General features: G+C 61.3%; 23 protein-coding genes. 13 read left to right on the plus strand and 10 right to left on the minus strand.

Annotated features, from left to right (window positions below; translation table 11 throughout):
- Window positions 1–29: 29 nt before the first annotated feature.
- The gene (gene serB, locus C5J26_RS05565) at window positions 30–920 is read right to left on the minus strand and encodes a phosphoserine phosphatase SerB (RefSeq protein WP_105400826.1); all 891 of its coding nucleotides are present in this window, start codon (window positions 918–920) and stop codon (window positions 30–32) included.
- On the opposite strand from serB, the gene miaA reads away from it, so the two are divergent.
- Complete coding sequence (miaA, locus tag C5J26_RS05570; RefSeq protein ID WP_105400982.1) at window positions 921–1,811, plus strand: tRNA (adenosine(37)-N6)-dimethylallyltransferase MiaA; 891 nt, start codon at window positions 921–923, stop codon at window positions 1,809–1,811.
- Between the two features lie 7 nt (window positions 1,812–1,818).
- On the opposite strand, the gene C5J26_RS05575 is transcribed toward miaA, so the two are convergent.
- Entirely contained in the window at window positions 1,819–3,936 is a 2,118-nt protein-coding gene (locus C5J26_RS05575; protein ID WP_105400827.1) for an ATP-binding protein, read from the minus strand.
- 435 nt (window positions 3,937–4,371) lie between these two features.
- On the opposite strand from C5J26_RS05575, the gene C5J26_RS05580 reads away from it, so the two are divergent.
- A complete protein-coding gene (locus tag C5J26_RS05580) occupies window positions 4,372–6,159 on the plus strand; it encodes an acetolactate synthase 3 large subunit (RefSeq protein WP_105400983.1) in 1,788 nt (595 codons plus the stop codon).
- Window positions 6,160–6,209: 50 nt separating this feature from the next.
- Window positions 6,210–6,782, plus strand: coding sequence for an acetolactate synthase small subunit (gene ilvN, locus C5J26_RS05585; RefSeq protein ID WP_024164177.1), 573 nt, complete (start codon window positions 6,210–6,212; stop codon window positions 6,780–6,782).
- 73 nt (window positions 6,783–6,855) lie between these two features.
- Here ilvN and C5J26_RS05590 read toward each other — a convergent pair whose 3' ends face one another.
- A complete protein-coding gene (locus C5J26_RS05590) occupies window positions 6,856–7,698 on the minus strand; it encodes an aldo/keto reductase (RefSeq protein WP_105400828.1) in 843 nt (280 codons plus the stop codon).
- Window positions 7,699–7,872: 174 nt separating this feature from the next.
- On the opposite strand from C5J26_RS05590, the gene C5J26_RS05595 reads away from it, so the two are divergent.
- Genes C5J26_RS05595 through C5J26_RS05610 form a run of 4 tightly spaced genes read left to right on the plus strand, consistent with a single transcriptional unit; the run spans window position 7,873 to window position 10,151 of the window.
- Window positions 7,873–8,466, plus strand: coding sequence for a LysE family translocator (locus C5J26_RS05595; RefSeq protein WP_046633637.1), 594 nt, complete (start codon window positions 7,873–7,875; stop codon window positions 8,464–8,466).
- Window positions 8,467–8,477: 11 nt separating this feature from the next.
- On the plus strand, window positions 8,478–9,137 hold the full coding sequence (nthA, locus tag C5J26_RS05600; protein ID WP_105400829.1) for a nitrile hydratase subunit alpha: 660 nt from the start codon (window positions 8,478–8,480) through the stop codon (window positions 9,135–9,137).
- Window positions 9,134–9,793: a nitrile hydratase subunit beta gene (nthB, locus tag C5J26_RS05605; protein ID WP_105400830.1), complete on the plus strand. Its 660-nt coding sequence runs from the start codon at window positions 9,134–9,136 to the stop codon at window positions 9,791–9,793. The genes nthA and nthB overlap by 4 nt, the downstream gene beginning before the upstream one ends.
- Entirely contained in the window at window positions 9,780–10,151 is a 372-nt protein-coding gene (locus C5J26_RS05610; protein WP_105400831.1) for a nitrile hydratase accessory protein, read from the plus strand. The genes nthB and C5J26_RS05610 overlap by 14 nt, the downstream gene beginning before the upstream one ends.
- A gap of 3 nt (window positions 10,152–10,154) precedes the next feature.
- Here the strand turns inward: C5J26_RS05610 and C5J26_RS05615 are convergent, their stop codons facing one another.
- Genes C5J26_RS05615 through C5J26_RS05625 form a run of 3 tightly spaced genes read right to left on the minus strand, consistent with a single transcriptional unit; the run spans window position 10,155 to window position 11,858 of the window.
- The gene (locus C5J26_RS05615) at window positions 10,155–10,940 is read right to left on the minus strand and encodes an anti-sigma factor (RefSeq protein WP_105400832.1); all 786 of its coding nucleotides are present in this window, start codon (window positions 10,938–10,940) and stop codon (window positions 10,155–10,157) included.
- On the minus strand, window positions 10,937–11,497 hold the full coding sequence (locus C5J26_RS05620; protein ID WP_105400833.1) for an RNA polymerase sigma factor: 561 nt from the start codon (window positions 11,495–11,497) through the stop codon (window positions 10,937–10,939). The genes C5J26_RS05615 and C5J26_RS05620 overlap by 4 nt, the downstream gene beginning before the upstream one ends.
- Window positions 11,481–11,858 carry a hypothetical protein gene (locus C5J26_RS05625; protein WP_105400834.1) on the minus strand — a complete coding sequence of 126 codons (378 nt, stop codon included), beginning with the start codon at window positions 11,856–11,858 and terminating at the stop codon, window positions 11,481–11,483. The genes C5J26_RS05620 and C5J26_RS05625 overlap by 17 nt, the downstream gene beginning before the upstream one ends.
- Before the next feature lie 149 nt (window positions 11,859–12,007).
- Between C5J26_RS05625 and C5J26_RS05630 the strand changes: the two genes are divergently transcribed.
- The 4 genes from C5J26_RS05630 (at window position 12,008) to C5J26_RS05645 (ending at window position 15,715) form a co-directional block, all read left to right on the plus strand.
- Window positions 12,008–12,373: a helix-turn-helix transcriptional regulator gene (locus tag C5J26_RS05630; protein WP_105400835.1), complete on the plus strand. Its 366-nt coding sequence runs from the start codon at window positions 12,008–12,010 to the stop codon at window positions 12,371–12,373.
- Window positions 12,370–12,846, plus strand: coding sequence for an SRPBCC family protein (locus tag C5J26_RS05635; protein WP_105400836.1), 477 nt, complete (start codon window positions 12,370–12,372; stop codon window positions 12,844–12,846). Before C5J26_RS05630 ends, C5J26_RS05635 begins: the two co-directional genes overlap by 4 nt.
- A 156-nt stretch (window positions 12,847–13,002) precedes the next feature.
- Window positions 13,003–14,427, plus strand: coding sequence for a hypothetical protein (locus C5J26_RS05640; protein WP_105400837.1), 1,425 nt, complete (start codon window positions 13,003–13,005; stop codon window positions 14,425–14,427).
- Window positions 14,428–14,590: 163 nt separating this feature from the next.
- Window positions 14,591–15,715, plus strand: coding sequence for an ATP-dependent RecD-like DNA helicase (locus tag C5J26_RS05645; protein ID WP_046633654.1), 1,125 nt, complete (start codon window positions 14,591–14,593; stop codon window positions 15,713–15,715).
- A 9-nt stretch (window positions 15,716–15,724) separates the two neighbouring features.
- Here the strand turns inward: C5J26_RS05645 and C5J26_RS05650 are convergent, their stop codons facing one another.
- Entirely contained in the window at window positions 15,725–16,414 is a 690-nt protein-coding gene (locus C5J26_RS05650; protein ID WP_105400838.1) for a MerR family transcriptional regulator, read from the minus strand.
- Between the two features lie 340 nt (window positions 16,415–16,754).
- Here C5J26_RS05650 and C5J26_RS05655 point away from each other — a divergent pair, with 340 nt between their 5' ends.
- Window positions 16,755–17,507 carry a pyridoxine 5'-phosphate synthase gene (locus tag C5J26_RS05655; RefSeq protein ID WP_105400839.1) on the plus strand — a complete coding sequence of 251 codons (753 nt, stop codon included), beginning with the start codon at window positions 16,755–16,757 and terminating at the stop codon, window positions 17,505–17,507.
- On the opposite strand, the gene C5J26_RS05660 is transcribed toward C5J26_RS05655, so the two are convergent.
- The 3 genes from C5J26_RS05660 to C5J26_RS05670 all read right to left on the minus strand — a co-directional run bounded on the left by C5J26_RS05660 (window position 17,504) and on the right by C5J26_RS05670 (window position 20,193).
- Entirely contained in the window at window positions 17,504–18,454 is a 951-nt protein-coding gene (locus C5J26_RS05660; RefSeq protein ID WP_105400984.1) for a helix-turn-helix domain-containing GNAT family N-acetyltransferase, read from the minus strand. The two genes, C5J26_RS05655 and C5J26_RS05660, sit on opposite strands and share 4 nt — an antisense overlap.
- 59 nt (window positions 18,455–18,513) lie before the next feature.
- Window positions 18,514–19,230, minus strand: a complete 717-nt coding sequence (locus C5J26_RS05665) for an aspartate/glutamate racemase family protein (RefSeq protein WP_105400840.1) — start codon at window positions 19,228–19,230, stop codon at window positions 18,514–18,516.
- A gap of 78 nt (window positions 19,231–19,308) precedes the next feature.
- Window positions 19,309–20,193 carry an SDR family oxidoreductase gene (locus C5J26_RS05670; RefSeq protein ID WP_105400841.1) on the minus strand — a complete coding sequence of 295 codons (885 nt, stop codon included), beginning with the start codon at window positions 20,191–20,193 and terminating at the stop codon, window positions 19,309–19,311.
- A 146-nt stretch (window positions 20,194–20,339) separates the two neighbouring features.
- On the opposite strand from C5J26_RS05670, the gene C5J26_RS05675 reads away from it, so the two are divergent.
- Complete coding sequence (locus C5J26_RS05675; protein WP_046633662.1) at window positions 20,340–20,750, plus strand: helix-turn-helix domain-containing protein; 411 nt, start codon at window positions 20,340–20,342, stop codon at window positions 20,748–20,750.
- Window positions 20,751–20,902 lie beyond the last annotated feature (152 nt).

Raw genomic sequence — 20,902 nt, forward strand, 5'->3', positions numbered from 1 at the left:
TTGCACTTCGTCAATCGCGTAGGTTGTGTTCAGGAAAGGATAAAATCCGTCTTGCGATAACCCTGGATATAGAGGAGGGCGGTCAGATCGCCGTTGTCGATGCGCATCCTGGCCTGGGCGGCAACGGTGGGCTTGGCGTGCAGCGCGACGCCGGAACCGGCGATGTCGAGCATGCCGAGATCGTTGGCGCCGTCGCCGACGGCGATCGTGTCTTCCGGGGAGATGCCGAGCTTTTCCGCGATGGCAAGGAGCGCGTCCACCTTGGCCTGTTTGCCGAGGATGGGTTCGGCGACCTCGCCGGTGAGGAAGCCATCGTTTTCGAGGAGGATGTTGGCGCGGTTCTCGTCGAAGCCGAGGGTCGCGGCGATGCGGCTGGTGAAGACGGTAAAGCCACCCGACACGAGCGCGGCGTAATGGCCTTTGGCCTTCATGGTGGCGATCAGTTCCGGCCCACCTGACGTCAGCGTAATGCGCTTGGCGATGACGTCGTCGACGACCGTGATCGGCAGGCCTTTCAGAAGCGCGACGCGCTCGCGAAGCGCGGGTTCGAAGGCGATCTCGCCGTTCATGGCGCGGGCCGTGATCGTCGCGACCTTGTCCTTCAGCCCCACGACATCGGCAAGCTCGTCGATGCATTCCTGGCCGATCATGGTCGAATCCATGTCGGCGATCAGGAATTTCTTGCGCCGCGTGTCCGCATCCTGAATGACGAGATCGATCGGGACGCTGCTGATGACAACCCTCAGATCGGCCTCGGCCGCCTCGATATCGCAGCCGTCGCGCAAGGCGATATCGCAGGCGATACCATCCGCCAGCCAGTAGAGGCCGGAGGCTTTCACTGCCTCCGCCGCTTGTTCTCCGAGTTGTTGCGTGAGAACGGGGTTTGACGGATGGGCAATGAGCGTGGCAACGAAAGCCATATGAGCGACCTTATCGACAATTTTGATGCGATCCTGATAACCGGGCCGACGGCCAGCGGCAAGTCGGCGCTTGCATTGCGCCTGGCGCGCGAGAAAAACGGCGTGGTGATCAATGCCGACAGCATGCAGGTCTACGACACGCTGCGGGTCCTGACGGCGCGACCGGCCGAGGACGAGATGGAGGGTGTGCCGCACCTGCTCTACGGGCATGTGCCGGCGACGAGGGCCTATTCCACCGGTGAGTGGCTGCGCGACGTGGCAGCGCTTTTGCCGGAACTGAAGCGCGAGGGTAGGCTGCCTATCTTTGTCGGCGGTACGGGGCTTTATTTCAAGGCGCTGACCGGCGGCCTGTCCGATATGCCGGAAATCTCGCAGGATATTCGCTGTGAGGTGCGCCTGCGTCTCAAGGAGGAAGGACCGGAGGCGCTGCATGCGGAGCTTTCGGCACGCGATGCGACGGTAGCGGCGAGCCTCGAGCCGAAGGACGGGCAGCGGATCGTGAGAGCGCTGGAGATTCTGGCGGAGACCGGTCGCTCGATCGCCGAGTTTCAGGGCAGGCAGGGGCCGATGGTGATCGATCCCTCGAGGGCGAAGAAGCTTGTCGTTTTGCCGGACAGAAAGCTCCTGCACGAACGGATCGATCGCCGTTTCGAGACGATGCTGGAGACCGGGGCGGTGGATGAGGTGAGGGCGCTGCTGGCGCTCGATCCTGCACCCGACCTGCCCGTCATGAAGGCGATCGGCGTTGTGCAGGTCGCCGAGATGCTGAAAGGCCGCATGAGCCGGGAAGAGGTTATCGAACGCGGCGCGGCATTGACCCGCCAATATGCCAAACGGCAGATGACCTGGTTTCGCAACCAGATGGACGAGCGTTGGGAGCGTCTGGCCTGAGGCCGGCTCAGTCCTTATCGTAAAGGCTGCTCAGCGGTTTCTTCAGCAGGCTTTCGCGCAGCGATCCTTCGCGCCGGAGCAGCGGGTTCGGGCGTGGGGCGCCTTCGGGCGCCGGCGGGCGCTGGAATGTCGGAGGCGTGGGCTGGTAGGGCGGTGGCTCAGGCGGACGGTCGCGGCGCAGTTCTGCGAAACGGTCGGGGCGGGGCGCCGAGGGTTGTTCGGGTACCGCCGCGCGCGGCAGCATTTCCGGCCGGTAGGGTTCCAGTTGCGGGTTGCCTGCCATGGGCGGTGTCGGGTTGATCGTCACATGGCCGGTCGAGCGGATCTCCCGGTTCCAGCGATCGAGTTCGGCATCACCTGCCGGCGGGAAATCATCGTCCGTGTCCTCCTCGGCCCCGGAAGCGCCTTCCGCGAAAGGCGCCGTCGCCGTCGAGTAGCTTTGCTGGAAGGCGGAAATATCGGGGCCGCTGACGGCGCGCATACGGGCGATCACGGTGCGCAGATCGACCGTATCTGGCGTATCCTCCGTGCCTTTGTCGGCGACGCCATTGGCCTTGGGCAGGTATTTTTCCTCGACGCGGGCAAACCGCATGCGCATCGGCACGGAAATCGCCTCGCCGAAGGCGATCGCCTCGCCATTGCCGATCGACGACAGAAAGCTGGTCGTCGAGATCGACGAATTCGGGATTGCCGACTTGATGATTTCCTGGTCGCGGTCGTTGGACAGTCGCATCGCGAACACGGTCGAACACTGCGACAGGATCGTCTGGTCGAGTTCGCCGGGGCGCTGGGTGATGACGCCGAGCGAGACGCCGTATTTGCGGCCCTCCTTGGCGATCCGCGAGATGGCCTGCCTTGTCGGGAAGAAACCGAGTTCCCGGTCGGCCGGCACGTAACGGTGCGCTTCTTCGCAGACGACGAGCATGTGGATGGCGCCATTGCTCCAGAGCGCCAGTTCAAACGCCATGCGGCAGAGGACCGAGGCGATGGAATTGACGACTTCAGAGGGAATGCCGGCGAGCTGGAAGGTCGAGATCGGCCGGTCCCCGCCGGGAATGCGGAAGATATAGGCGATCGTCTCCATGATCGTGTCGTTGATCGTATTGTTGGAGAACATGAAATGGTAGCGCGGGTCGTTGATCGCCGACAGGATGCGCATCTTGAGCGACCGCAGGAAGGGCTTTTCGCCGCGGCCTTCCAGGCGGCCGATACGTTCGTCGATCAGCGCCAGCAGGTCCGCCATGCGGTAGGGGACCGGCGTATCGGCGGTGACCGAGCTTTTTTCCGTCGAGCGGCGCATCAGCGAGGTTTCGTTGCCGCGGAAGGCGCGTTTCGCCTCCGGGATCAGGTCGCGCAGGATGTCGAGTTCTTCCGCCACGGCCGGGCGGCCGCGGAAAACCACTTCTGAAAATTCTTCAAGCCGCATCAGCCAGAAGGGCAGGTCGAGCGTCTCGGTATCGATGACGACCGCGTGCTCGGGAAAGGCAGCGGCAAATTCGTTGTGCGGATCGAGAATGAGGACGCGCAGCTTCGGATCGGTCTCGATCGCCTTGTGGAGGAGCAGGGAAACGGCGGTCGATTTGCCGACGCCGGTCGAGCCGACGATGGCGAAGTGTTTCGACAGCATCGACGGGATATGGATCGTCGCGTCGATGGTTTCGTCCTGGGTCAGCTTGCCGACCACGCAGGTCTCGTTTTTGCCGGTATCATAAATGCGGGAGAGATCGGCGGCACGAATGCGGTGCGCGACGGCGCCGAGATAGGGATAACAGGAAATGCCGCCGGTGAATTCGTCGCGGCCATTGAGCCCCTTGCGCACCTCGCCGAGCAGTTCGGCCTCGATGTGAAAGCCGGTGTTGCCGTTTTCGCTCCATTCCTTGCCGCCGGTCTGCATTGCGTAGGCAAGCGCCACGACACGGTTTTCGCCGACGCTGATTGAGATCAGCCGGCCAACAGACCACAGTTCGGTAAGATCGGTCTCGCCATGTTCGGCAACGGCGGAAATGGTGGCGTGCGAGCCGGTGCAGGCGACGACACGTCCAAGCATGCGGTTGCCGGGCTTCTGGACGTCGCGACGATCCTGCTCTCCTGCAGACGCGGAACGGTGCAGATCGTTGTTCAACAAACTCAGGCCCCTATCATTGGGGGGTGGCGGAACGGGTCACGGTTCGTCCGTCGGGTCGCTACCCTCCAAACAGGAGGACTATATTGTGCCGGCCTTAACAACTCGTGTAGGAAAGCGCGCGGCCGAATGCGCGGAAACGGAGCAGCAAAATCAGGCCGATGAGGATTTTTGGTGCAGGCCCACGTTGACGAACGACATTTATCTGGCTAACACTTCGCGCCATGAAGATCTCGATCGCTCTTATTGTGGTGGGAACGCGCATGGGCAGGACGGTGTAACCGTCCGGCGACAGCCACCCATGCGCGGAAAGACAGGCTCCTCCAAGGGGCCTTTTTTTATGCCTTCAATCCGGCTCGGAGGAGCCGCCGGTAAAAATCCAGCAGCGAATGGACCAAGACAATGACGGATACGAACAACCAGGGGCCGGGCAACCAGATGCCAGATAATCAGATGCCAGATAACCGGATGACTGGTGCGGAGATCGTCCTGAAGGCTCTGAAGGACAATGGTGTCGAGCATATCTTCGGATATCCGGGCGGCGCCGTCCTGCCGATCTATGACGAGATCTTCCAGCAGGATGACATTCAGCACATTCTGGTCCGCCACGAGCAAGGCGCCGGCCACGCGGCCGAAGGTTATGCCCGCTCCACCGGCAAGGTCGGGGTCATGCTGGTGACCTCCGGTCCAGGCGCCACCAATGCCGTCACCCCGCTCCAGGATGCGCTGATGGATTCGGTGCCGCTGGTCTGCCTGTCGGGCCAGGTCCCGACGACGCTGATCGGCTCGGACGCCTTCCAGGAATGCGACACCGTCGGCATCACCCGGCCCTGCACCAAGCACAACTGGCTGGTCAAGGACGTCAACGAACTGGCCGGCATCATCCACGAAGCCTTCCGCATCGCCCAGACCGGGCGGCCGGGGCCGGTCGTCGTCGACATCCCGAAGGACATCCAGTTCGCGACCGGCACCTATACGCCGAAGCCGGAGATCGCCCAGAACACCAGCTATCAGCCGCGCACCCAGGGCGACATCAACGCCATTCAAGCGGCTATCGAGCTGATGGCCTCGGCGCGCCAGCCGATCCTCTACACCGGCGGCGGCGTCGTCAATTCCGGCCCGCACGCCTCGCGCCTGCTGCGCGAGCTGGTCGAGCTCAGCGATTTCCCGATCACCTCGACCCTGATGGGGCTCGGCACCTATCCGGCGTCGGGCAAGAACTGGCTCGGCATGCTCGGCATGCACGGTTCCTACGAGGCGAACATGGCGATGCACGACTGCGACGTCATGGTCTGTATCGGCGCCCGTTTTGACGACCGCATTACCGGCCGCCTCAACGCGTTCTCACCGAATTCGCGCAAGGTCCATATCGATATCGACCCGTCCTCGATCAACAAGAACGTGCATGTCGACATCCCGATCCTCGGCGACGTCGGCAGCGTTCTCGAAGACATGGTCCGCCTGTGGCGCGCGCTGCCGAAAAAGCCGGCCAAGGCGCAGACCGAGGAATGGTGGAGCCAGATCAACCGCTGGCGGGCTCGCAAGAGTTTTTCCTACAAGCATTCCAACGACGTCATCATGCCGCAATACGCGCTGCAGCGCCTTTTCGAGGCGACCAGGGGGCATGACACCTACATCACAACGGAAGTCGGCCAGCACCAGATGTGGGCGGCACAGTTCATCGAGTTCGAAGAGCCGAACCGCTGGATGACTTCGGGTGGTCTCGGTACGATGGGCTACGGTCTGCCGGCCGCGATCGGCGTTCAGGTCGCCCATCCGGACGCTCTCGTCATCGACGTCGCCGGCGACGCCTCGATCCAGATGTGCATCCAGGAAATGTCCTGCGCCATCCAGCATAACCTGCCGGTCAAGATCTTCATCCTGAACAACCAGTATATGGGCATGGTCCGCCAGTGGCAGCAGCTGCTGCACGGCAACCGTCTGTCGAATTCCTATACGGAGGCGATGCCGGACTTCGTCAAGCTTGCGGAAGCCTATGGCGCCGTCGGCATCTACTGCGACGATCCGAAGGAACTCGACGACAAGATCGAGGAGATGATCGCGGTCAAGAAGCCGGTGATCTTCGATTGCCGCGTCGCCAATCTCGCCAACTGCTTCCCGATGATCCCTTCGGGCAAGGCACATAACGAGATGCTGTTGCCGGACGAAGCCACCGACGAAGCGGTTGCCAATGCCATCGATGCCAAGGGTCGCCAGCTCGTCTGAGACGGGCGGCACATCCTTCAACAAAATTCTGAGGAAATGGACCCAAGACCATGAATGCGCATCAGCAACCGACCGGATCCGCCTATTTCATCGCGCCTGAGACGGCGAAAGCCGAAAGCCATACGCTTTCGGTTCTCGTCGCCAACGAACCGGGCGTACTCGCACGGGTTATCGGCCTGTTTTCCGGCCGCGGCTACAATATCGAGAGCCTGACGGTTTCGGAAACGGAACACGAAGCTCACCTATCCCGCATTACCATCGTCACGCGCGGCACGCCGACGGTGCTCGAACAGATCAAGGCGCAGCTCGAACGCATCGTGCCGGTGCACCGGGTCGTCGACCTGACGGTTCGCGCCCATGCGCTTGGCCAGGAGCGGCCGATCGAGCGCGAGGTGGCGCTGGTCAAGGTTGTCGGCCAGGGCGACCGCCGCGCCGAGACGCTGCGGCTCGCGGATGCCTTCCACGCCAAGGTCGTCGATGCGACGGTCGAGCATTTCATCCTGGAGATCACCGGGAAATCCTCGAAGATCGACCAGTTCGTGGCGATCATGAAGCCACTAGGCCTGGTCGAGGTGTGCCGCACCGGGATCGCGGCGATGAACCGCGGTCCGCAGGGGATGTAACGGGTCGGGCGGAGATCGATGTCTTGCAGGCGATCGACACGCTTATGGCGAAGCGCCGAACGTCCGATCTCGGCTAGATCATCTCCAATGGCGCCTTGCGCGATGGTGGCGGGAAGGCGGCGTCGAGGGCTGTCCAGTCCGCCTCGCTGAGATCCAGATCGACCGCCTCGGCGTTTTCCGCGATGCGGTCCGGATTGGCGGATTTCGGTATGGCGATGACGCCGTCGCGTTCCAAGAGGAAGGCAAGCGCCACCTGCGCCGGCGTCGCCTGATAAGCTTTGGCGATGCGGATCAGTTCGCCGTTTCTGGCAAGCCGGCCCTGTTCGATCGGCGAATAGGCCATGACCGGGATGCCGCGCTCCTGGCACCAGGGCAGAAGATCGTATTCGATGCCGCGGCGGGAGAGATTGTAGAGGACCTGGTTGGCGGCGCAGTTTTGGCCATCCGGCACCTCCATCAGTTCCTGCATGTCGTCGATATCGAAATTGGAGACGCCCCAGGCGCCGATCTTGCCGGCCCGGCGCAGCTCCTCGAAGCCGGCGACGGTTTCGGTCAGCGGATGTTCGCCGCGCCAATGCAGGAGATAGAGGTCGAGCCGATCGGTCTTCAGGCGGTCGAGGCTGCGTTCGCAGGCCTCGACGACACCCTTGCGGCTGGCATTCCAGGGATAGACCTTGCTGACCAGAAACACCTGTTCCCGCTGGCCGGCGATCGCTTGGGCGGTGATTTTTTCGGCGCCGCCCTCGCCATACATTTCCGCCGTGTCGATCAGCGTCAGGCCGAGATCAAGGCCGCGCTTCAGGCTCTCGATCTCCACCGCGGCCTTGCGGCTGTCCTCGCCCATCTGCCAGGTGCCGAGGCCGAGAGCCGGAACCGAAATGCCGGTGGGCAGGGTGACTGTCGGAATATCGGACATCAGGGACCTCGGTCTGTCGCTTCTGGAGACGTATATCCTACTCAGATATGGCTTCGATTGAAGCTGCCAAGTTCCGCTTGAAGATCTTCTCCAACGATCCTATCACCGGAAGGCGGGCCATCCGCGAAACGAGATGGTCGAGACAAGCGGGACGGATTGGCGCTAGGAGAAAATATGTCGCTGGAAACCTTTCTGGCCCTCGTCCTGTTCGCCTTCACCACCTCGATCACGCCGGGGCCGAACAACATGATGCTGTTCGCGTCGGGCGTGAACTTCGGCTTTGCGCGGACAATTCCCCATATGCTCGGCATCGGTGCCGGTTTTCTGTCGCTGTTGATCGCGGTCGGTCTTGGCCTCGGCGCACTGCTGCATTCGGTGCCGGTCGTCTACACAGGACTGAAATTCGCAGGCGGCGCCTATCTGCTCTGGGTCGCCTGGAAGATAGGCACGTCACGCAGCCTGTCGGACGGCAAGACCGGTGCGCAGCCGATGACATTTATTGGCGCGGCGGCCTTCCAATGGGTCAATCCGAAGGCTTGGGTCATGGCAGTCACCGCCATGGCGACCTATACGAACCCGGAATATTATCTACCGACCGTGATGCTCGTGGGTCTGGCATTTGCCGCGGTCAACGTGCCGAGCGTTTCGACCTGGGCCGGCTTCGGTTCGGCGTTGCGCGAATGGCTGTCGGTGCCGGCGCGGCTGAAATGGTTCAACATCACCATGGCGCTCTTGCTTGTCGCAAGCCTCTGGCCGATGTTGAAATGAGGGAGACAAGCATGTCTACACATCATCACCACGATCACCATCACGACCACGGGCATGACCACCAGCACGGCCATGACCACGATCACGACAACCGCTACAGCGACATGCAGGCGCGCGTAAAAGCGCTTGAAACGGTGCTGACCGAAAAGGGGCTGATCGATCCGAAGGCGATCGATGCGATCGTCGACACCTATGAGACGAAGATCGGCCCGCGCAACGGTGCCAGGGTGGTCGCCAAGGCCTGGAGCGATCCGGATTTCGCCGAATGGCTGAGAACCGATGCGACCGCGGCGATTGCAAGCCTTGGGTTTACCGGCCGGCAGGGCGAACACATGCGGGCGGTGTTCAACACGCCGGACACCCATAACCTCGTCGTCTGCACGCTGTGCTCCTGTTACCCGTGGGCGGTACTCGGGCTGCCGCCGGTCTGGTACAAGGCGCCGGCCTATCGCTCGCGCGCTGTCATCGATCCGCGAGGCGTGCTTGCCGAATTCGGCCTGGTCCTGCCCGAGACCAAGAAGATTCGTGTCTGGGATTCGACCGCCGAACTGCGCTATCTGGTGATCCCCGAAAGGCCCGAAGGCACAGAAGGTCTCGGTGAGGAGGCGCTTGCCGACCTCGTCAGCCGCGACGCGATGATCGGCACGGCGATTGCGGGGCCGCGGCCATGAACGGGCCTCATGATCTCGGCGGCCAGATGGGCTTCGGGCCGGTGGCGCCGGAAAAGGACGAGCCGTATTTTCATGCCGAGTGGGAGAAGCGGGCGCTGGGGCTGACGCTGTCCGGCGGCGCTCTCGGTGGCTGGACGATCGATGAAAGCCGGCATGCACGCGAAAATATTCCGCCGGCGGCGTATCTGGGCGCGAGCTATTACGAAATCTGGATCCGGGCGCTCGAAGTGCTGCTCGAACGCCATGGTTTTGCGGCGCGGGCGGAAATCGATGCGGGCCGCAAGCAGATGGAGCCGGCGACGCCAAAACGCATCCTGAAGGCGGAGATGGTGGCGGGCGCCCTTGCCAAGGGCGGACCGTGCGACCGGCCCGTCGAGACGGAACCACAGTTCCAACCGGGCGACCGGGTGCGGACCCGCAATTTCAATCCGGAGACACATACGCGGCTGCCGCGTTACGCCCGCGCCAAGACCGGTGTCGTCGAGGCCGTGCAGGGCTCCTTTGTGTTTCCCGACGACAATGCGCATGGCAAGGGCGAGAACCCGCAATGGGTCTATACGGTGGTGTTCGACGGGCCAGAAATCTGGGGCGAGGGCGCCGACCCGACGCTGACGGTCTCGATCGATGCCTGGGAGAGCTATCTTGAGCGCATGTGAGGTCCCCTCGGCATTGGTGCAGTCACCCGGGTTGCCGAAGTCACCTGAGGGTGATCCGGTGTTTCCGGAGCCCTGGGCGGCGGAAGCCTTCGCGATGACCGTGCATCTGCACGAGCGCGGCCTGTTCAGCTGGAGCGAATGGGCCGAAGCGCTTTCAGGCGAGGTCCACAGGTCTGGCAGAGCGGATGACGGCAGCGATTATTTCGACTGCTGGGTGGCGGCTCTCTCCGGCCTGCTGGTCGGCAAGGGTGTCGCGGACGGCGAGACGATCCTCAAGCTTCAACAGAGCTGGCAGCGGGCGGCCGAGGCGACGCCGCATGGTCGGCCGATCGAGCTTGCCAACGATCCGCTGCGCTGAAGATCAACTCGGAAACTGCCGGTAACATTCCTCGGCGACCCGGCGTAGCAGGTCGCGGGAGATTTCGCCGGTGACTGCGTATCCGAGCTCGCCGTCGATCCAGTAGAAGGTCTCGACGGTGCTGGCGGAGGCGAACCGAAAACTGGTCGTGCGGTTTTCCTTGTTGCGGCCGACGAGCACGGTCAGCCGCTGGCCCGTCTGGTCCTCGTACATGAACAGCGCGCCGGGCCTGCCGCCGACCGGCAGGAGGCGGCCGCCGACCAGCTTGAAACCTTGTCCCTGCAGGTTCGGAACCTTGAGATTGGCGATCGACAGTCGCTTGCCAAGCCAGTTGGCGAGATGCGTCTCCTCGTTGGCGAAGACTTCGACCGGATGGCGCACTTCGCTTGCATAAACGAGGAAGGCGTTGCGGGCTTCCCGCGGCAGGACTTCGGTAGCGGCAAGCTGGATATCCGGGCGTTCGAACAGCAGCGGGCCATAATGGCCTCCGAGTGCGCCTGCTGCGAAGACTACGACCGCGGCGGCTGCCAGCGCGAAGCGGCGGGACGGCCGGGTGCTGGTGCGCGCCAGACCGCCCGTGAGAAGCTGGATATCGGTGGGTTTCGATCTTTCATGACCGGCGAAGGCGGCGCGCAACTCGTCGTTCTGCTCCTGCCAGTCGGCCACCATCTGTGCGGCGTCCGGGTTTTCGGCCAGAAAATCCTGCACGCGAGTGCGGTCGGCCTCGTCCAGGAAGCCGTCGGCATAGGCGTGCAGTTCCGCTTCGGTTACGGATCTGGCTTCGGTCATCGTGGTCTCCGCAATGGTATGACGTTTTCCTCCCGCATTTTTTCCCGCAAGGCCTGGCGCGCCCGCGACAGGCGCGACATCACCGTGCCGACCGGAATCTCCAGCATTTCGGCGACTTCCTGATAGGCGTAACCTTCGACGACGACCAGCATCAGCACCGCGCGCGCCTCCTTCGGCAGCGTCTCCAGCGCCTGGACGAGCCGGTTCTTTTCCAAGGGATCGTCGGCACCCGTGCTTGCAACCAGGCTCTCCGCCTCCTCTATGCCGACCGACGGGCGTCGCGCGATCGACCGCCGCGCGTTGAGGTGAAGATTGGTCATGATCCTGTAGGCCCAGGACTTGAAATTCGCGCCGCGCCACTGGCCGCGGCTGACCAGCGCCTTTTCGACGCAATCCTGCAACAGGTCCTCGCTCTCCGTGTCCGAGCGCGTCAGGCTGCGCGAATAGCGCCTGAGCGAGGGCAGGAGGGCGAGGATCTGCGCCTCGAAGGAAAGCGGCGCGGGAGCCTGTGCCTCACGCGCCGTTCCGGAAGTGGATTGATCAGGGTTTTGCGACATCCCAAACGCCGTTCACGCCGTCACCGGTGGTGTCGCCTTCCTTGGTGTCCTTGACCCAGTAATAGAGCGGCATGCCATCCTTCGCCCACTGCTTGGCCCCGTCCTTGCGGGTCACGATGGAGTATGCACCATCGGCCTTCGCATCGGAAGCGGCCATGACCGGCGGCCAGTTGGTGGCGCACTTGTCGTAGCAGTTGGAAGTGCCTGGCTTGTCGTTCTTGAAGGTGTAGAGCGTCATGCCCTTTTCGCCGACGAGGACTTCGCCCTTGGTCGAGGTCTTGACGGTCTTGAACGGGCCGGCGGCAAAGGCGACCGAGGTCAGCGCTGCGAGCGCGAAAGGCACGAGAATGAAGGTCTTCATGGATCGTCTCCCTGGTTGATGGCGGCCTCACGTCGGCCACCGAAGTCAAGACACCGGGAGCGGCGGATTTATTCCGTCGACGCCGAAGATTTTTCGAGAAAACAACACTTAGCTATTGAGGTAAGTGTTTCGATTTGATACTTAGCCTTATGGAAAACTATTCAAGCGAACTCGACGGCCTGTTCCAGGCGCTTGCAGATCCGACCCGCCGGGCGGTTCTGTTGCGGCTCGGTCACGGTTCGGCCAGCATCAGCGATCTCGCGGAGCCGTTCGACATGGCGCTGCCCTCGTTCATGAAACATGTGCGTTTCCTGGAGGAGAGCGGCCTGATCCGGACGCAGAAACAGGGCCGGGTGCGGACATGCACGCTGGAGCGGGCACGGTTCGCGATGCTGGAGAACTGGCTTTCCGAACAGCGGGCGATCTGGGAAGCCCGTACCGACAGGCTGGAGCAATTGGTTCTGGCGAAACAGGAATTCCTTCGGCATGAACAGAAACGGGAGACAGACAGATGACGCAGACGTTCAATTCGGATCTCGACCTCACCATTTCGCGGTTGATCAAGGCGCCGCGCTCGGCTGTGTGGAATGCCTGGACGGACAAGGCGAGTTTCGAGCAGTGGTGGATCCCGGCGCCGGCGCTTTGCAGGGTCGCGGCGATGGACATTCGCCCGGGCGGGGCTTTCGAAACGCAGATGAGCGAGAACGGCGGCGATTTCGGTCCGCATCTCAGTGCCTGCTTTCTGGCCGCCGACGACCAGGAGAGGATCGTCTTCACCAATGCGCTGACCGGCGGCTGGCGGCCGGCGGAACAGCCGTTTATGACAGCGATCATCACCTTCAAGGATCATCCGCAGGGCACGGAATATCTGGCGCATGTCATGCACAAGAGCCCGGAGGACCGCAAGATGCATCACGAGCTGGGCTTTTTCGACGGTTGGGGCACGGTGATCGAGCAGCTGGCGAAGCTGGTCGAGCGGCGGCAGTAGAAGGCATTGAGTATAGCGAGCCGGCGCCGTGATCTAATTTTAGCTCTACTTATCAGCACATTTTAACAGCAGACATCTTTTGATTGATTTTTTGTGAGGTTGCCCGTAATCGTATGTGCAGCATTCAGCTTAGATGTTCCAGATCATGAGGGACAGATGCCGTATGATGCTCTGGTGGTATTACCCACCGTAATATTCTCGATGATGATCCCGCTTACGATGATGCTGATCAGGCAGACTGTTAAATTGCATCGTCAGGAGATCATCATGGACCTTGCCGCAGTATTTGATCTTCCCGCAGCTGGAGGGAGGGCAAAGGCAAGGCTTATTCCTTCGTTTGAATTTGTTAAATTCAAATATTTCCTTGCCGGCGAAAACGAGAACGAGCGTCGTTCGCCGCAGGATTTTGGTCTATGGGCGTGGCTGATTGGAATAGCGCCTTTCGTTTTGATTGCCGGCGGCATCTCATGGTTTAGCTTTGGCGTTTTGCTCCGCTCTTCGTTTTCCGAGCCCCTTGCCGCGCTTATCGGAAACCTTGCCGATCCGCAGCCTTGGGTTTTAGCCACGATCAGCGCCTTTCTCGGAGCATATCTCGCCAACATGAGGCACCTTTACCGGGCGATTAACAATTTCGACTTGAGTCCAGCTCTTTTCGTCTCAAGTGCAATCGACATCGCAAGCGGTGTAGCGCTTTCAATTCTTATGGCCGTAGGTTTCAATGATCTTTTTTCCATCAATGAACTAGCGGATGGCGCGCTTGTTTTGCTGGCATTCGCGATTGGTTTTCTTCCGTCCGCGACAATTCGAGATATCATGAACAAAAGTAGGCTTTCGTCTTTCAAGAGAGAAAACGCGGAGATATATAAAAGCTTTTCCTCCACTCCCGTGGAGATTATCGATGGTATCAATACGGGTATCCGCGATAGACTTGAGGACTACCATATAACGTCTGTTCAGAATCTAGCCGCCGCAAACCCACTTATGCTTTTCGTGGAGGCGCCTTACGGGGTTTACCAGATCATGGATTGGGTCGCTCAAGCCCAACTCTGCAGTACTGTCGGGCCGTCTGCTATCGTTCGTCTGTGGGGGCTGGGCATACGAACGCTATTCGATTTGGAAAGATTAGCGTTGGACCCGCGCTGCTACAATAAGGAGCTTCTGCTGGCGGTTGGTGAAGTAATGTTAGGCTCAGCCAAGGCGCAACCTGAGCGCCCTGTCTTTACGGAAGAATCCTTCAAAGCGAATATTCAACTCCGTCTAGATGACCCGCATGTGCACAGGTTAAGACAAATTTATATGCAAGTTGGTGAACGTATAGGTCGACAGCATTCACGGTTTAACGGAACGGAACCCCTTAGGGTTATTACGTCTGCATCGTTGGAATTCGTGTACCCTCATACACTGCGCGACAAGAACGCAGAATTGGGCGGATTCCGTGTAGGCGACAAAATCGGGATTCAGGGCGGAGCAAACAGCACAAAAGTCCTAACGGTGAACACGGTGAGTTCGTCCGAGCTGCATGTTGACGAGCCCGTAAGTGCCAGTTCGGGCGAGCTCGTTTCTGTGATACGTTTTTCCTAGCTAATTTCCCGCTCAACCTTCTTAACTCATGAGGCGCTAGCCCTCCATAGGGCTGCGAAGAGCTTCGGAAGGCGGCTTAGAGCGTCAGTCACCTAACCCGTTTTGATTCATCTTTCGTTCTTTTTCGGTTGCGCTTAGCTGCAGAATCCTGCCAAGTCCTGCCATGCAATTTGCACCGCAACAGGACGAGGCCCTCAAGGCCGTTTCACAATGGCTGAAAGAGGGCCGCGGCCAGGTCTTCCGGCTGTTCGGTTATGCGGGCACCGGCAAGACCACGCTCGCCAAACATTTCGCCGAAAATGTCGATGGCGAGGTGCTGTTTGCGGCCTTCACGGGCAAGGCGGCGCAGGTTCTTCGTTCCCGCGGGGCGCGCAACGCGAAAACCATCCACTCGCTGATCTACAGGCCGCGCGGCGAGGAAGCGGTCGAGGACGATGCCGGCAAGACCTCGATCGCGCCGATGTTCTCGATCAACCGCCAGAGCCCGGTCGCCAAGGCGGCGCTGATCATCATCGACGAATGCTCGATGGTGGACGAGGCGCTCGGCAAGGACCTGATGAGCTTCGGCACGCCGATCTTGGTGCTCGGCGATCCCGGCCAGCTGCCGCCGGTGACCGGCGGCGGGTTCTTCACCGAACAGGAGCCGGATTACCTGCTGACGGATATCCACCGCCAGGCGCGCGACAACCCGATCATCCAGCTCGCGATGAACGTGCGCGAGGGCAAGGAGATCATGTATGGCGACTACGGAACCGCCAAGGTGATCTCTCGCAACGAGGTGACGCAGCCTTTGGTGATGGAGGCGGACCAGGTTCTGGTCGGCACCAACAAGACCCGCAAGCGCTACAATCAGCGGCTCCGGGAACTGAAAGGTTTTACGGCCGACTATCCGCAATCCGGCGACAAGCTGGTCTGCCTGCGCAACGACCCGGCCAAGGGGCTGCTCAACGGTTCGCTCTGGCAGGTGATGAGCTCGTCGCGCGAGACGGTCAAGCCCGGCATCAACCTGATGATCCGGCCGGAAGACGACGACATGGATCGCGGTGCGGCCAAGATCAAGCTTCTGAAACAGGCATTTGAAGAACAGGAAGGCGAAATCCCCTGGACGACCCGCAAGCGCTACGACGAGTTCGACTACGGCTACGCGCTGACCGTCCACAAGGCGCAGGGGTCGCAGTGGAACAACGTCGTTCTGTTTGATGAAAGCTGGGCGTTTCGCGATAGCCGGGAGCGCTGGCTTTATACCGCGATCACGCGCGCGGCCGAGACCCTGACGATCGTCCGCTAAAGAAGCCGATCAGTTCGGCACGAAACCGAGCAGCATTGCCTTGGCGACGGCCTGAAAACGGTTGGTGGCCTGGAATTTCTGGATGATGTCATCCTCCATCCGGCGCAGGTCCTCGAATTCGAGATTGAGCGCGCGGGCAAGCCTTGGCGCCGAATAACCTTCGGCCATCAGCCCCAGGCACCGTTTCTCTATGTCGCTCAGGACCAGAGACATGGGCTTCGGGGTGGCAAGCGCCTGGTTTTCCTCCTCGGCCACCAGCAGGCTTTCGATCTGCTGCATCTGCCGGCGGATATTGGAGATGTCGGACGTGAGCTCCCGTTTGCGCCGCGCCAGCATGTCGTGGAACATCTCGTCCGCTTCCGCTTCCGAGGTCGCGCCGGCAAGCTCTTCCATCAGTTCCTGGATGACCGCAACCGGAATGCCGATCTCGCGGCAGGCATTGATGACCGCCATGCGGTGGATCTGAACCCTGTCATAGACCCGCATGCTGCCGGAGCGGCGGGCGGTGATCAGGCCCTTTTCCTCGTAGAAGTGAAGAGTGCGATGGGTGACGCCGAAGAGGTCCGCCATTTCGGCGATCGCCACTGGCTGGGTGGGCATTTCAAAAGAGAGTGAAACCTGGGGGAGATAAGGGAGTTTGTGGGCCGCTCCCGCAAGGGGCGCACTGTCGGTCCTGGCTTGCATGATATCGCTCTGCATCGAGTTCCCTTGCGCCTGAGTTTGGCGTCGTGGTCATATATGCACCTACAGGTTGCGACTTTGCGCCGAACCTTCTGGATGGAACCTCGGTACTGAAAATGCGGACCCGATTAAAATCAATGGCAGAATTCGCTGTTCAAACCGTATTCCGCCGCCTTTTGGCCTGCTCAGCGAACTCTGTTAGATATACGTTACTTAAAATTTTAGGAAATGGTAGCCCCGGTTGCCTCGTGAATTCTCGTCCATCAAAACTCTTTATAGGTGCATTTTCCCAAACCTGGTGGCATTGCGAAGGCGCATGGCCTAAAAGCGGATCAACCTTTCAAAACCGGGTATTGCCATGCCGACCAAGCTTTCCGTGAACCTCAATGCCGTCGCCATGCTGCGCAACCGCCGCGATCTTCCCTGGCCGAGCGTCGAGGGGCTGGGGCGCATTGCGCTCCAAGCGGGTGCAGCCGGCCTGACGGTGCATCCGCGCCCCGACCAGCGCCATATCCGCTTCACCGACTTGCCGGTTCTTCGGGCGCTGATCGACGACGAGTTTCCAGCGGCCGAATTCAATATCGAGGGATATCCGAGCGAGGATTTCCTGGCGCTCTGCGAAGCGACCCAGCCGGAGCAGGTGACGCTGGTGCCGGACGATCCGACCCAGGCGACCTCCGACCATGGGTTCGATTTCCGTGCCACGCACGAGATGCTGAAGCCGATCGTGGCGCGGCTCAAGAAGGGCGGCATGCGGGTGTCGCTGTTTGCCGATGGCGACGGCGATGTCGAGGCGGTAAAGCTTGCAAGGGCGACGGGCGCCGACCGCATCGAGCTCTATACCGGTCCTTATGGCGGCTGTTTCGACAATCCGGAGCGCGGCGCTGAAATCCTTGAAAAACTCGGGCTGACGGCGGATGCGGCGCTTGCCGAAGGGCTCGGCGTCAATGGCGGCCACGACCTGACCGTTGCCAACCTGCCGGCATTGGTGAAGCGCATCCCCAAGCTCGCCGAGGTGTCGATCGGGCATGGGCTGACGGCGGATGCGCTCGAATACGGCATGGCGGAAACCGTGCGCCGCTTTCGCCGCGCCTGCGGCCAGGCTGTCTAGTTCGACGACGAAAGCTTCGCTTCGCAGAGGTCCAGCACCCAGGTCTGGCCGTTGCATTCCGGCCCGAACAGGTTGTGCTTTTCCTCCGCGACGAGCTTGAAGCCCGTGGTCTCGTAGATGCGGATCGCGGCCGTCAGGCAGTCGTTGGTCCAGAGCGACAGCGTCTTATAACCGGCGAGCGTCGAGAACTTGATGCATTGCTCGACCAGCGTCCGGCCGAGACCGAGGCCACGGGCGGCGGGGTCGAGATAGAGGAGGCGCAGCTTGGCTGTATCGCCGCCGCCGTCGGCCAGAACCACCGAACCGACACGTTTGCCGTCGCGTTCGGCGATCCAGCAGCGCTCGCGTTCGGGGTTGAAGTTGGCGATGAACTTGCCGGCGACCTCGGCGACCAGTCCTTCGAACTTGTCGTTCCACCCGTATTCCCGCGCATAAGCGACCGCCTGGGCTTCGATGAGCCAGCCCATGTCGCCGATCCGGTGCGAACGGATGACGACCGGTGGGGAGGGGGCGGCCGATTGCGGATCGAGAATGGTGCGGATCGCCCGCATAGAGCCGATCAGCTTTTCACGGCCCACCTCGTCCACCTCACTGAGATCATTGGCGATCTGCTGGCGGGAGCGTTCGCCGAGCGTCTCGTATTCGGCTTGTCCCTTATCGGTGACAACGAGGATCTGGCTACGTTTGTCCTCGGGATCCGGTTCGCTGTCGATGAAGCCCGCCTCGCGGAATTTCTTCAGCAGCCGGCTGAGATAGGCGGGATCGAGGCCGAGATCGCGGTTGAGTTCGGTCGCGGACACCCGTTTGCGGGCGCCTATCTCGTACAGGATGCGCGCCTCGGTCAGCGTATAGTCGGTATCGAGATAGCCCTTGGCGAGAACGCCGAGCTTGTTTGTGTAGAAACGGTTGAAGGCGCGGACGGCGTCGAGAACGGCAGGATCGGTCATCGGCAGGATCTCCTCTTCGAAGATTCTGTCCAATATTTACTTGACTGAGTCAAGCAAACTTACGCCGCGGCGCGTTTCACCGGCGACAGGCCGAGTGCGAAATCGACTGCGGCCCTGGCGTGGATGGCGGTGGAATCGACGCCAGAAAGCGGCAGGCTGGAGGGGTCGAGGAGGAGGCAGATTTCCGTGCAGCCGAGGATGATGCTGTCGGCGCCTTCAGCCTTCGCCTTTTCGATCATGGCGATGGCCCGCGTGCGGGAGGTGTCTAGAACCGTGCCGGCACAGAGTTCGTTGAAGATGATGTCATGGATATCGGTGCGATCGTCCGCGTCCGGCACCATCACATCGACGCCGAGCATCTTCATGCGCTCGATATAGAAACCGTGCTCCATCGTGTAGCGGGTCGCCAGCAGGAGCGGGCGGTTCAGCCCTTTCGACGTCAATACCCTGGCGGTCTCGTCGATGACATGGATGAGCGGCACGTCGACCGCGGCCTGCACGTCCGGCGCGACGATGTGCATGGTGTTGGTGCAGATCAGCACGCATTCGGCGCCGGCCGCTTTTAGCCCGCGGGCGCTCCCGGCAAGGTGCTCGGCCGCCAGATCCCAGCGGCTGGCCTTCTGCATGTCGACGATTTCGGCAAAATTGACGGAATGGAGCAGGAGATCGGCCGACGCGAAACCACCGAGGCGTTCGCGCACCATCTCGTTGATCAGCCGATAATACACAGCCGTGCTTTCGAAACTCATCCCGCCAATCAAGCCGATCTTGCGCATTTTTTCTCCAAACGAGATGGAATTTGGTAACTCCATCTCATTATCGCGAAATGCGGAGAGCCGCAATCCGGCGGGATGCTAGGCGGCGAGAGCGGCCTTCTGGGTCTCGAAATAGGCGGCGAGCGTCTGCGGCTTCTGGCCGGTCAGCGTCTCATAGTCGCTCGTCACCTGTTCGAAATTGCCAGCACGGATATTGGCATCCGCCGAGACCAGCATAGTTGCGACGAAGGCGGGCAGGCCGGCGCCGGTAAGGCCCTGGGTCAGCTGCTCGTCGGTGACATCAACGACATCCAGCGGCTTGCCGGCAGCGGCGGATGCGCGGGCGGCGATTTCTGCGGCCGTCAGGGATTCCGAACCGGTGAGTGCGAGGGTGCGGCTGCCGGCCGGCGGATTGGCAAGGGCTGCGGCTGCGGCACGGGCGCAGTCGTCGCGGCTGATCGTGGTGATCTTGCCCGTACCCACGGACGTGTACCATTTGCCGACCTGAAGATTGTGCGGCATGCTCATCAGATAATTGTCGTGGTACCAGGAATTGCGCAGGATCGTGTAGGCGACGCCGCTCGCCTTGATGGCCTCTTCGGTGCCGAGATGATCCGGCGCGAACGTGACCAGCGACTTGTCCGGGTTGGGCATGGACGTATAGACGACGTGCTTCACGCCGGCCTTCTTGGCGGCGGAGACGGCGTTCCTGTGCTGCGTGATGCGCTTGCCGGGCGTTGCCAGTTCGTCGGTGGAGATGATCAGCACGCGGTCGACGCCGGTGAATGCCTTCACGAGCCCGGCTTCGTCGTCGAAATCAGCCGTGCGGGTTTCCAGGCCGCTGGCGGCAAGGTCGGCGAGCTTGTTCGGATCACGGCTGGCAGCGACGATGTCGGCGGCGGCAACCTTGGATGTCTCCATCAGGTGACGCAGGACTGCGCGGCCCAGATGGCCGGCGGCGCCGGTGACGAGAAGTTTGGTCATGCGGTTTCTTTCCTGGCAATGGCCGGCCTGAAGGCGCGGCGAAGGATGTTGGTCTCAAAAAGAGACTAGCGCTAGAATAAGAATTGACTTCGATCTGTAAAGGAGGCAGTTTCGAGGGAGATCGTTACTTCAAGGGAACCAACTCCATGGCCCTCAATGCAAGCCGCAAGCCGGTCCTGGACGGCAAGGAATGTGATATGTCCGGGTGGGACATGGGTAACTGCCCGGTCCGGGACGTCCTCGACCGGATCGCCGGCAAATGGTCGACGCTGCTTCTCGGGGCCTTGGCGCGCCAGCCTTACCGCTTCGGCGAGCTTCGCCGGCTGGTACCGGATATTTCGCAGCGGATGCTGACGCAGACACTGCGCGACCTGCAGCGCGACGGTTATATCGAACGCGAAGTGTTTCCGACCAAGCCGCCGAGCGTCGAATACCGGATGACCGATCTCGGCCGCTCGCTCTTTGAGCCGCTTTCCAAGGTGCTGCTATGGGCGGAAGCCAATCATCCGTCAGTCAAGGCCGCGCGCGTGAAATACGACGAGAGCGAACTGGCTTGATGTAAAAAGGCTGCGGTATGGCAGCCCGATATTCCCCAATACGACCCGGCAACAACCAAACCTGACCGAGACCATCCTCCCGGCGTATCCTGTAAAACGGTCGCATCTGTTCCAATGGCTCGGTCAAATTCCAGCGCAGGCGGTTGGGCCAC

Origin of the sequence: Neorhizobium sp. T7_12 (assembly GCF_002968535.1) — a bacterium.
In the GTDB taxonomy this organism is placed as follows: Bacteria; Pseudomonadota; Alphaproteobacteria; order Rhizobiales; family Rhizobiaceae; genus Neorhizobium; species Neorhizobium tomejilense.

What these genes read in the sequence shown, in the direction of transcription:
- C5J26_RS05590 (WP_105400828.1), bottom strand. Translation starts at nt 7,698, where the DNA reads ATGTCCGATATTCCGACAGTCACCCTGCCCACCGGCATTTCGGTTCCG.
- C5J26_RS05630 (WP_105400835.1), top strand. Translation starts at nt 12,008, where the DNA reads ATGGAAAACTATTCAAGCGAACTCGACGGCCTGTTCCAGGCGCTTGCA.
- C5J26_RS05665 (WP_105400840.1), bottom strand. Translation starts at nt 19,230, where the DNA reads ATGCGCAAGATCGGCTTGATTGGCGGGATGAGTTTCGAAAGCACGGCT.
- C5J26_RS05655 (WP_105400839.1), top strand. Translation starts at nt 16,755, where the DNA reads ATGCCGACCAAGCTTTCCGTGAACCTCAATGCCGTCGCCATGCTGCGC.
- C5J26_RS05675 (WP_046633662.1), top strand. Translation starts at nt 20,340, where the DNA reads ATGGCCCTCAATGCAAGCCGCAAGCCGGTCCTGGACGGCAAGGAATGT.
- C5J26_RS05670 (WP_105400841.1), bottom strand. Translation starts at nt 20,193, where the DNA reads ATGACCAAACTTCTCGTCACCGGCGCCGCCGGCCATCTGGGCCGCGCA.
- C5J26_RS05620 (WP_105400833.1), bottom strand. Translation starts at nt 11,497, where the DNA reads ATGTCGCAAAACCCTGATCAATCCACTTCCGGAACGGCGCGTGAGGCA.
- nthB (WP_105400830.1), top strand. Translation starts at nt 9,134, where the DNA reads ATGAACGGGCCTCATGATCTCGGCGGCCAGATGGGCTTCGGGCCGGTG.
- C5J26_RS05645 (WP_046633654.1), top strand. Translation starts at nt 14,591, where the DNA reads ATGCAATTTGCACCGCAACAGGACGAGGCCCTCAAGGCCGTTTCACAA.
- ilvN (WP_024164177.1), top strand. Translation starts at nt 6,210, where the DNA reads ATGAATGCGCATCAGCAACCGACCGGATCCGCCTATTTCATCGCGCCT.
- C5J26_RS05660 (WP_105400984.1), bottom strand. Translation starts at nt 18,454, where the DNA reads ATGACCGATCCTGCCGTTCTCGACGCCGTCCGCGCCTTCAACCGTTTC.
- C5J26_RS05580 (WP_105400983.1), top strand. Translation starts at nt 4,372, where the DNA reads ATGCCAGATAATCAGATGCCAGATAACCGGATGACTGGTGCGGAGATC.
- C5J26_RS05625 (WP_105400834.1), bottom strand. Translation starts at nt 11,858, where the DNA reads ATGAAGACCTTCATTCTCGTGCCTTTCGCGCTCGCAGCGCTGACCTCG.
- C5J26_RS05615 (WP_105400832.1), bottom strand. Translation starts at nt 10,940, where the DNA reads ATGACCGAAGCCAGATCCGTAACCGAAGCGGAACTGCACGCCTATGCC.
- nthA (WP_105400829.1), top strand. Translation starts at nt 8,478, where the DNA reads ATGTCTACACATCATCACCACGATCACCATCACGACCACGGGCATGAC.
- serB (WP_105400826.1), bottom strand. Translation starts at nt 920, where the DNA reads ATGGCTTTCGTTGCCACGCTCATTGCCCATCCGTCAAACCCCGTTCTC.
- C5J26_RS05595 (WP_046633637.1), top strand. Translation starts at nt 7,873, where the DNA reads ATGTCGCTGGAAACCTTTCTGGCCCTCGTCCTGTTCGCCTTCACCACC.
- C5J26_RS05650 (WP_105400838.1), bottom strand. Translation starts at nt 16,414, where the DNA reads ATGCAGAGCGATATCATGCAAGCCAGGACCGACAGTGCGCCCCTTGCG.
- miaA (WP_105400982.1), top strand. Translation starts at nt 921, where the DNA reads ATGAGCGACCTTATCGACAATTTTGATGCGATCCTGATAACCGGGCCG.
- C5J26_RS05635 (WP_105400836.1), top strand. Translation starts at nt 12,370, where the DNA reads ATGACGCAGACGTTCAATTCGGATCTCGACCTCACCATTTCGCGGTTG.
- C5J26_RS05640 (WP_105400837.1), top strand. Translation starts at nt 13,003, where the DNA reads ATGCCGTATGATGCTCTGGTGGTATTACCCACCGTAATATTCTCGATG.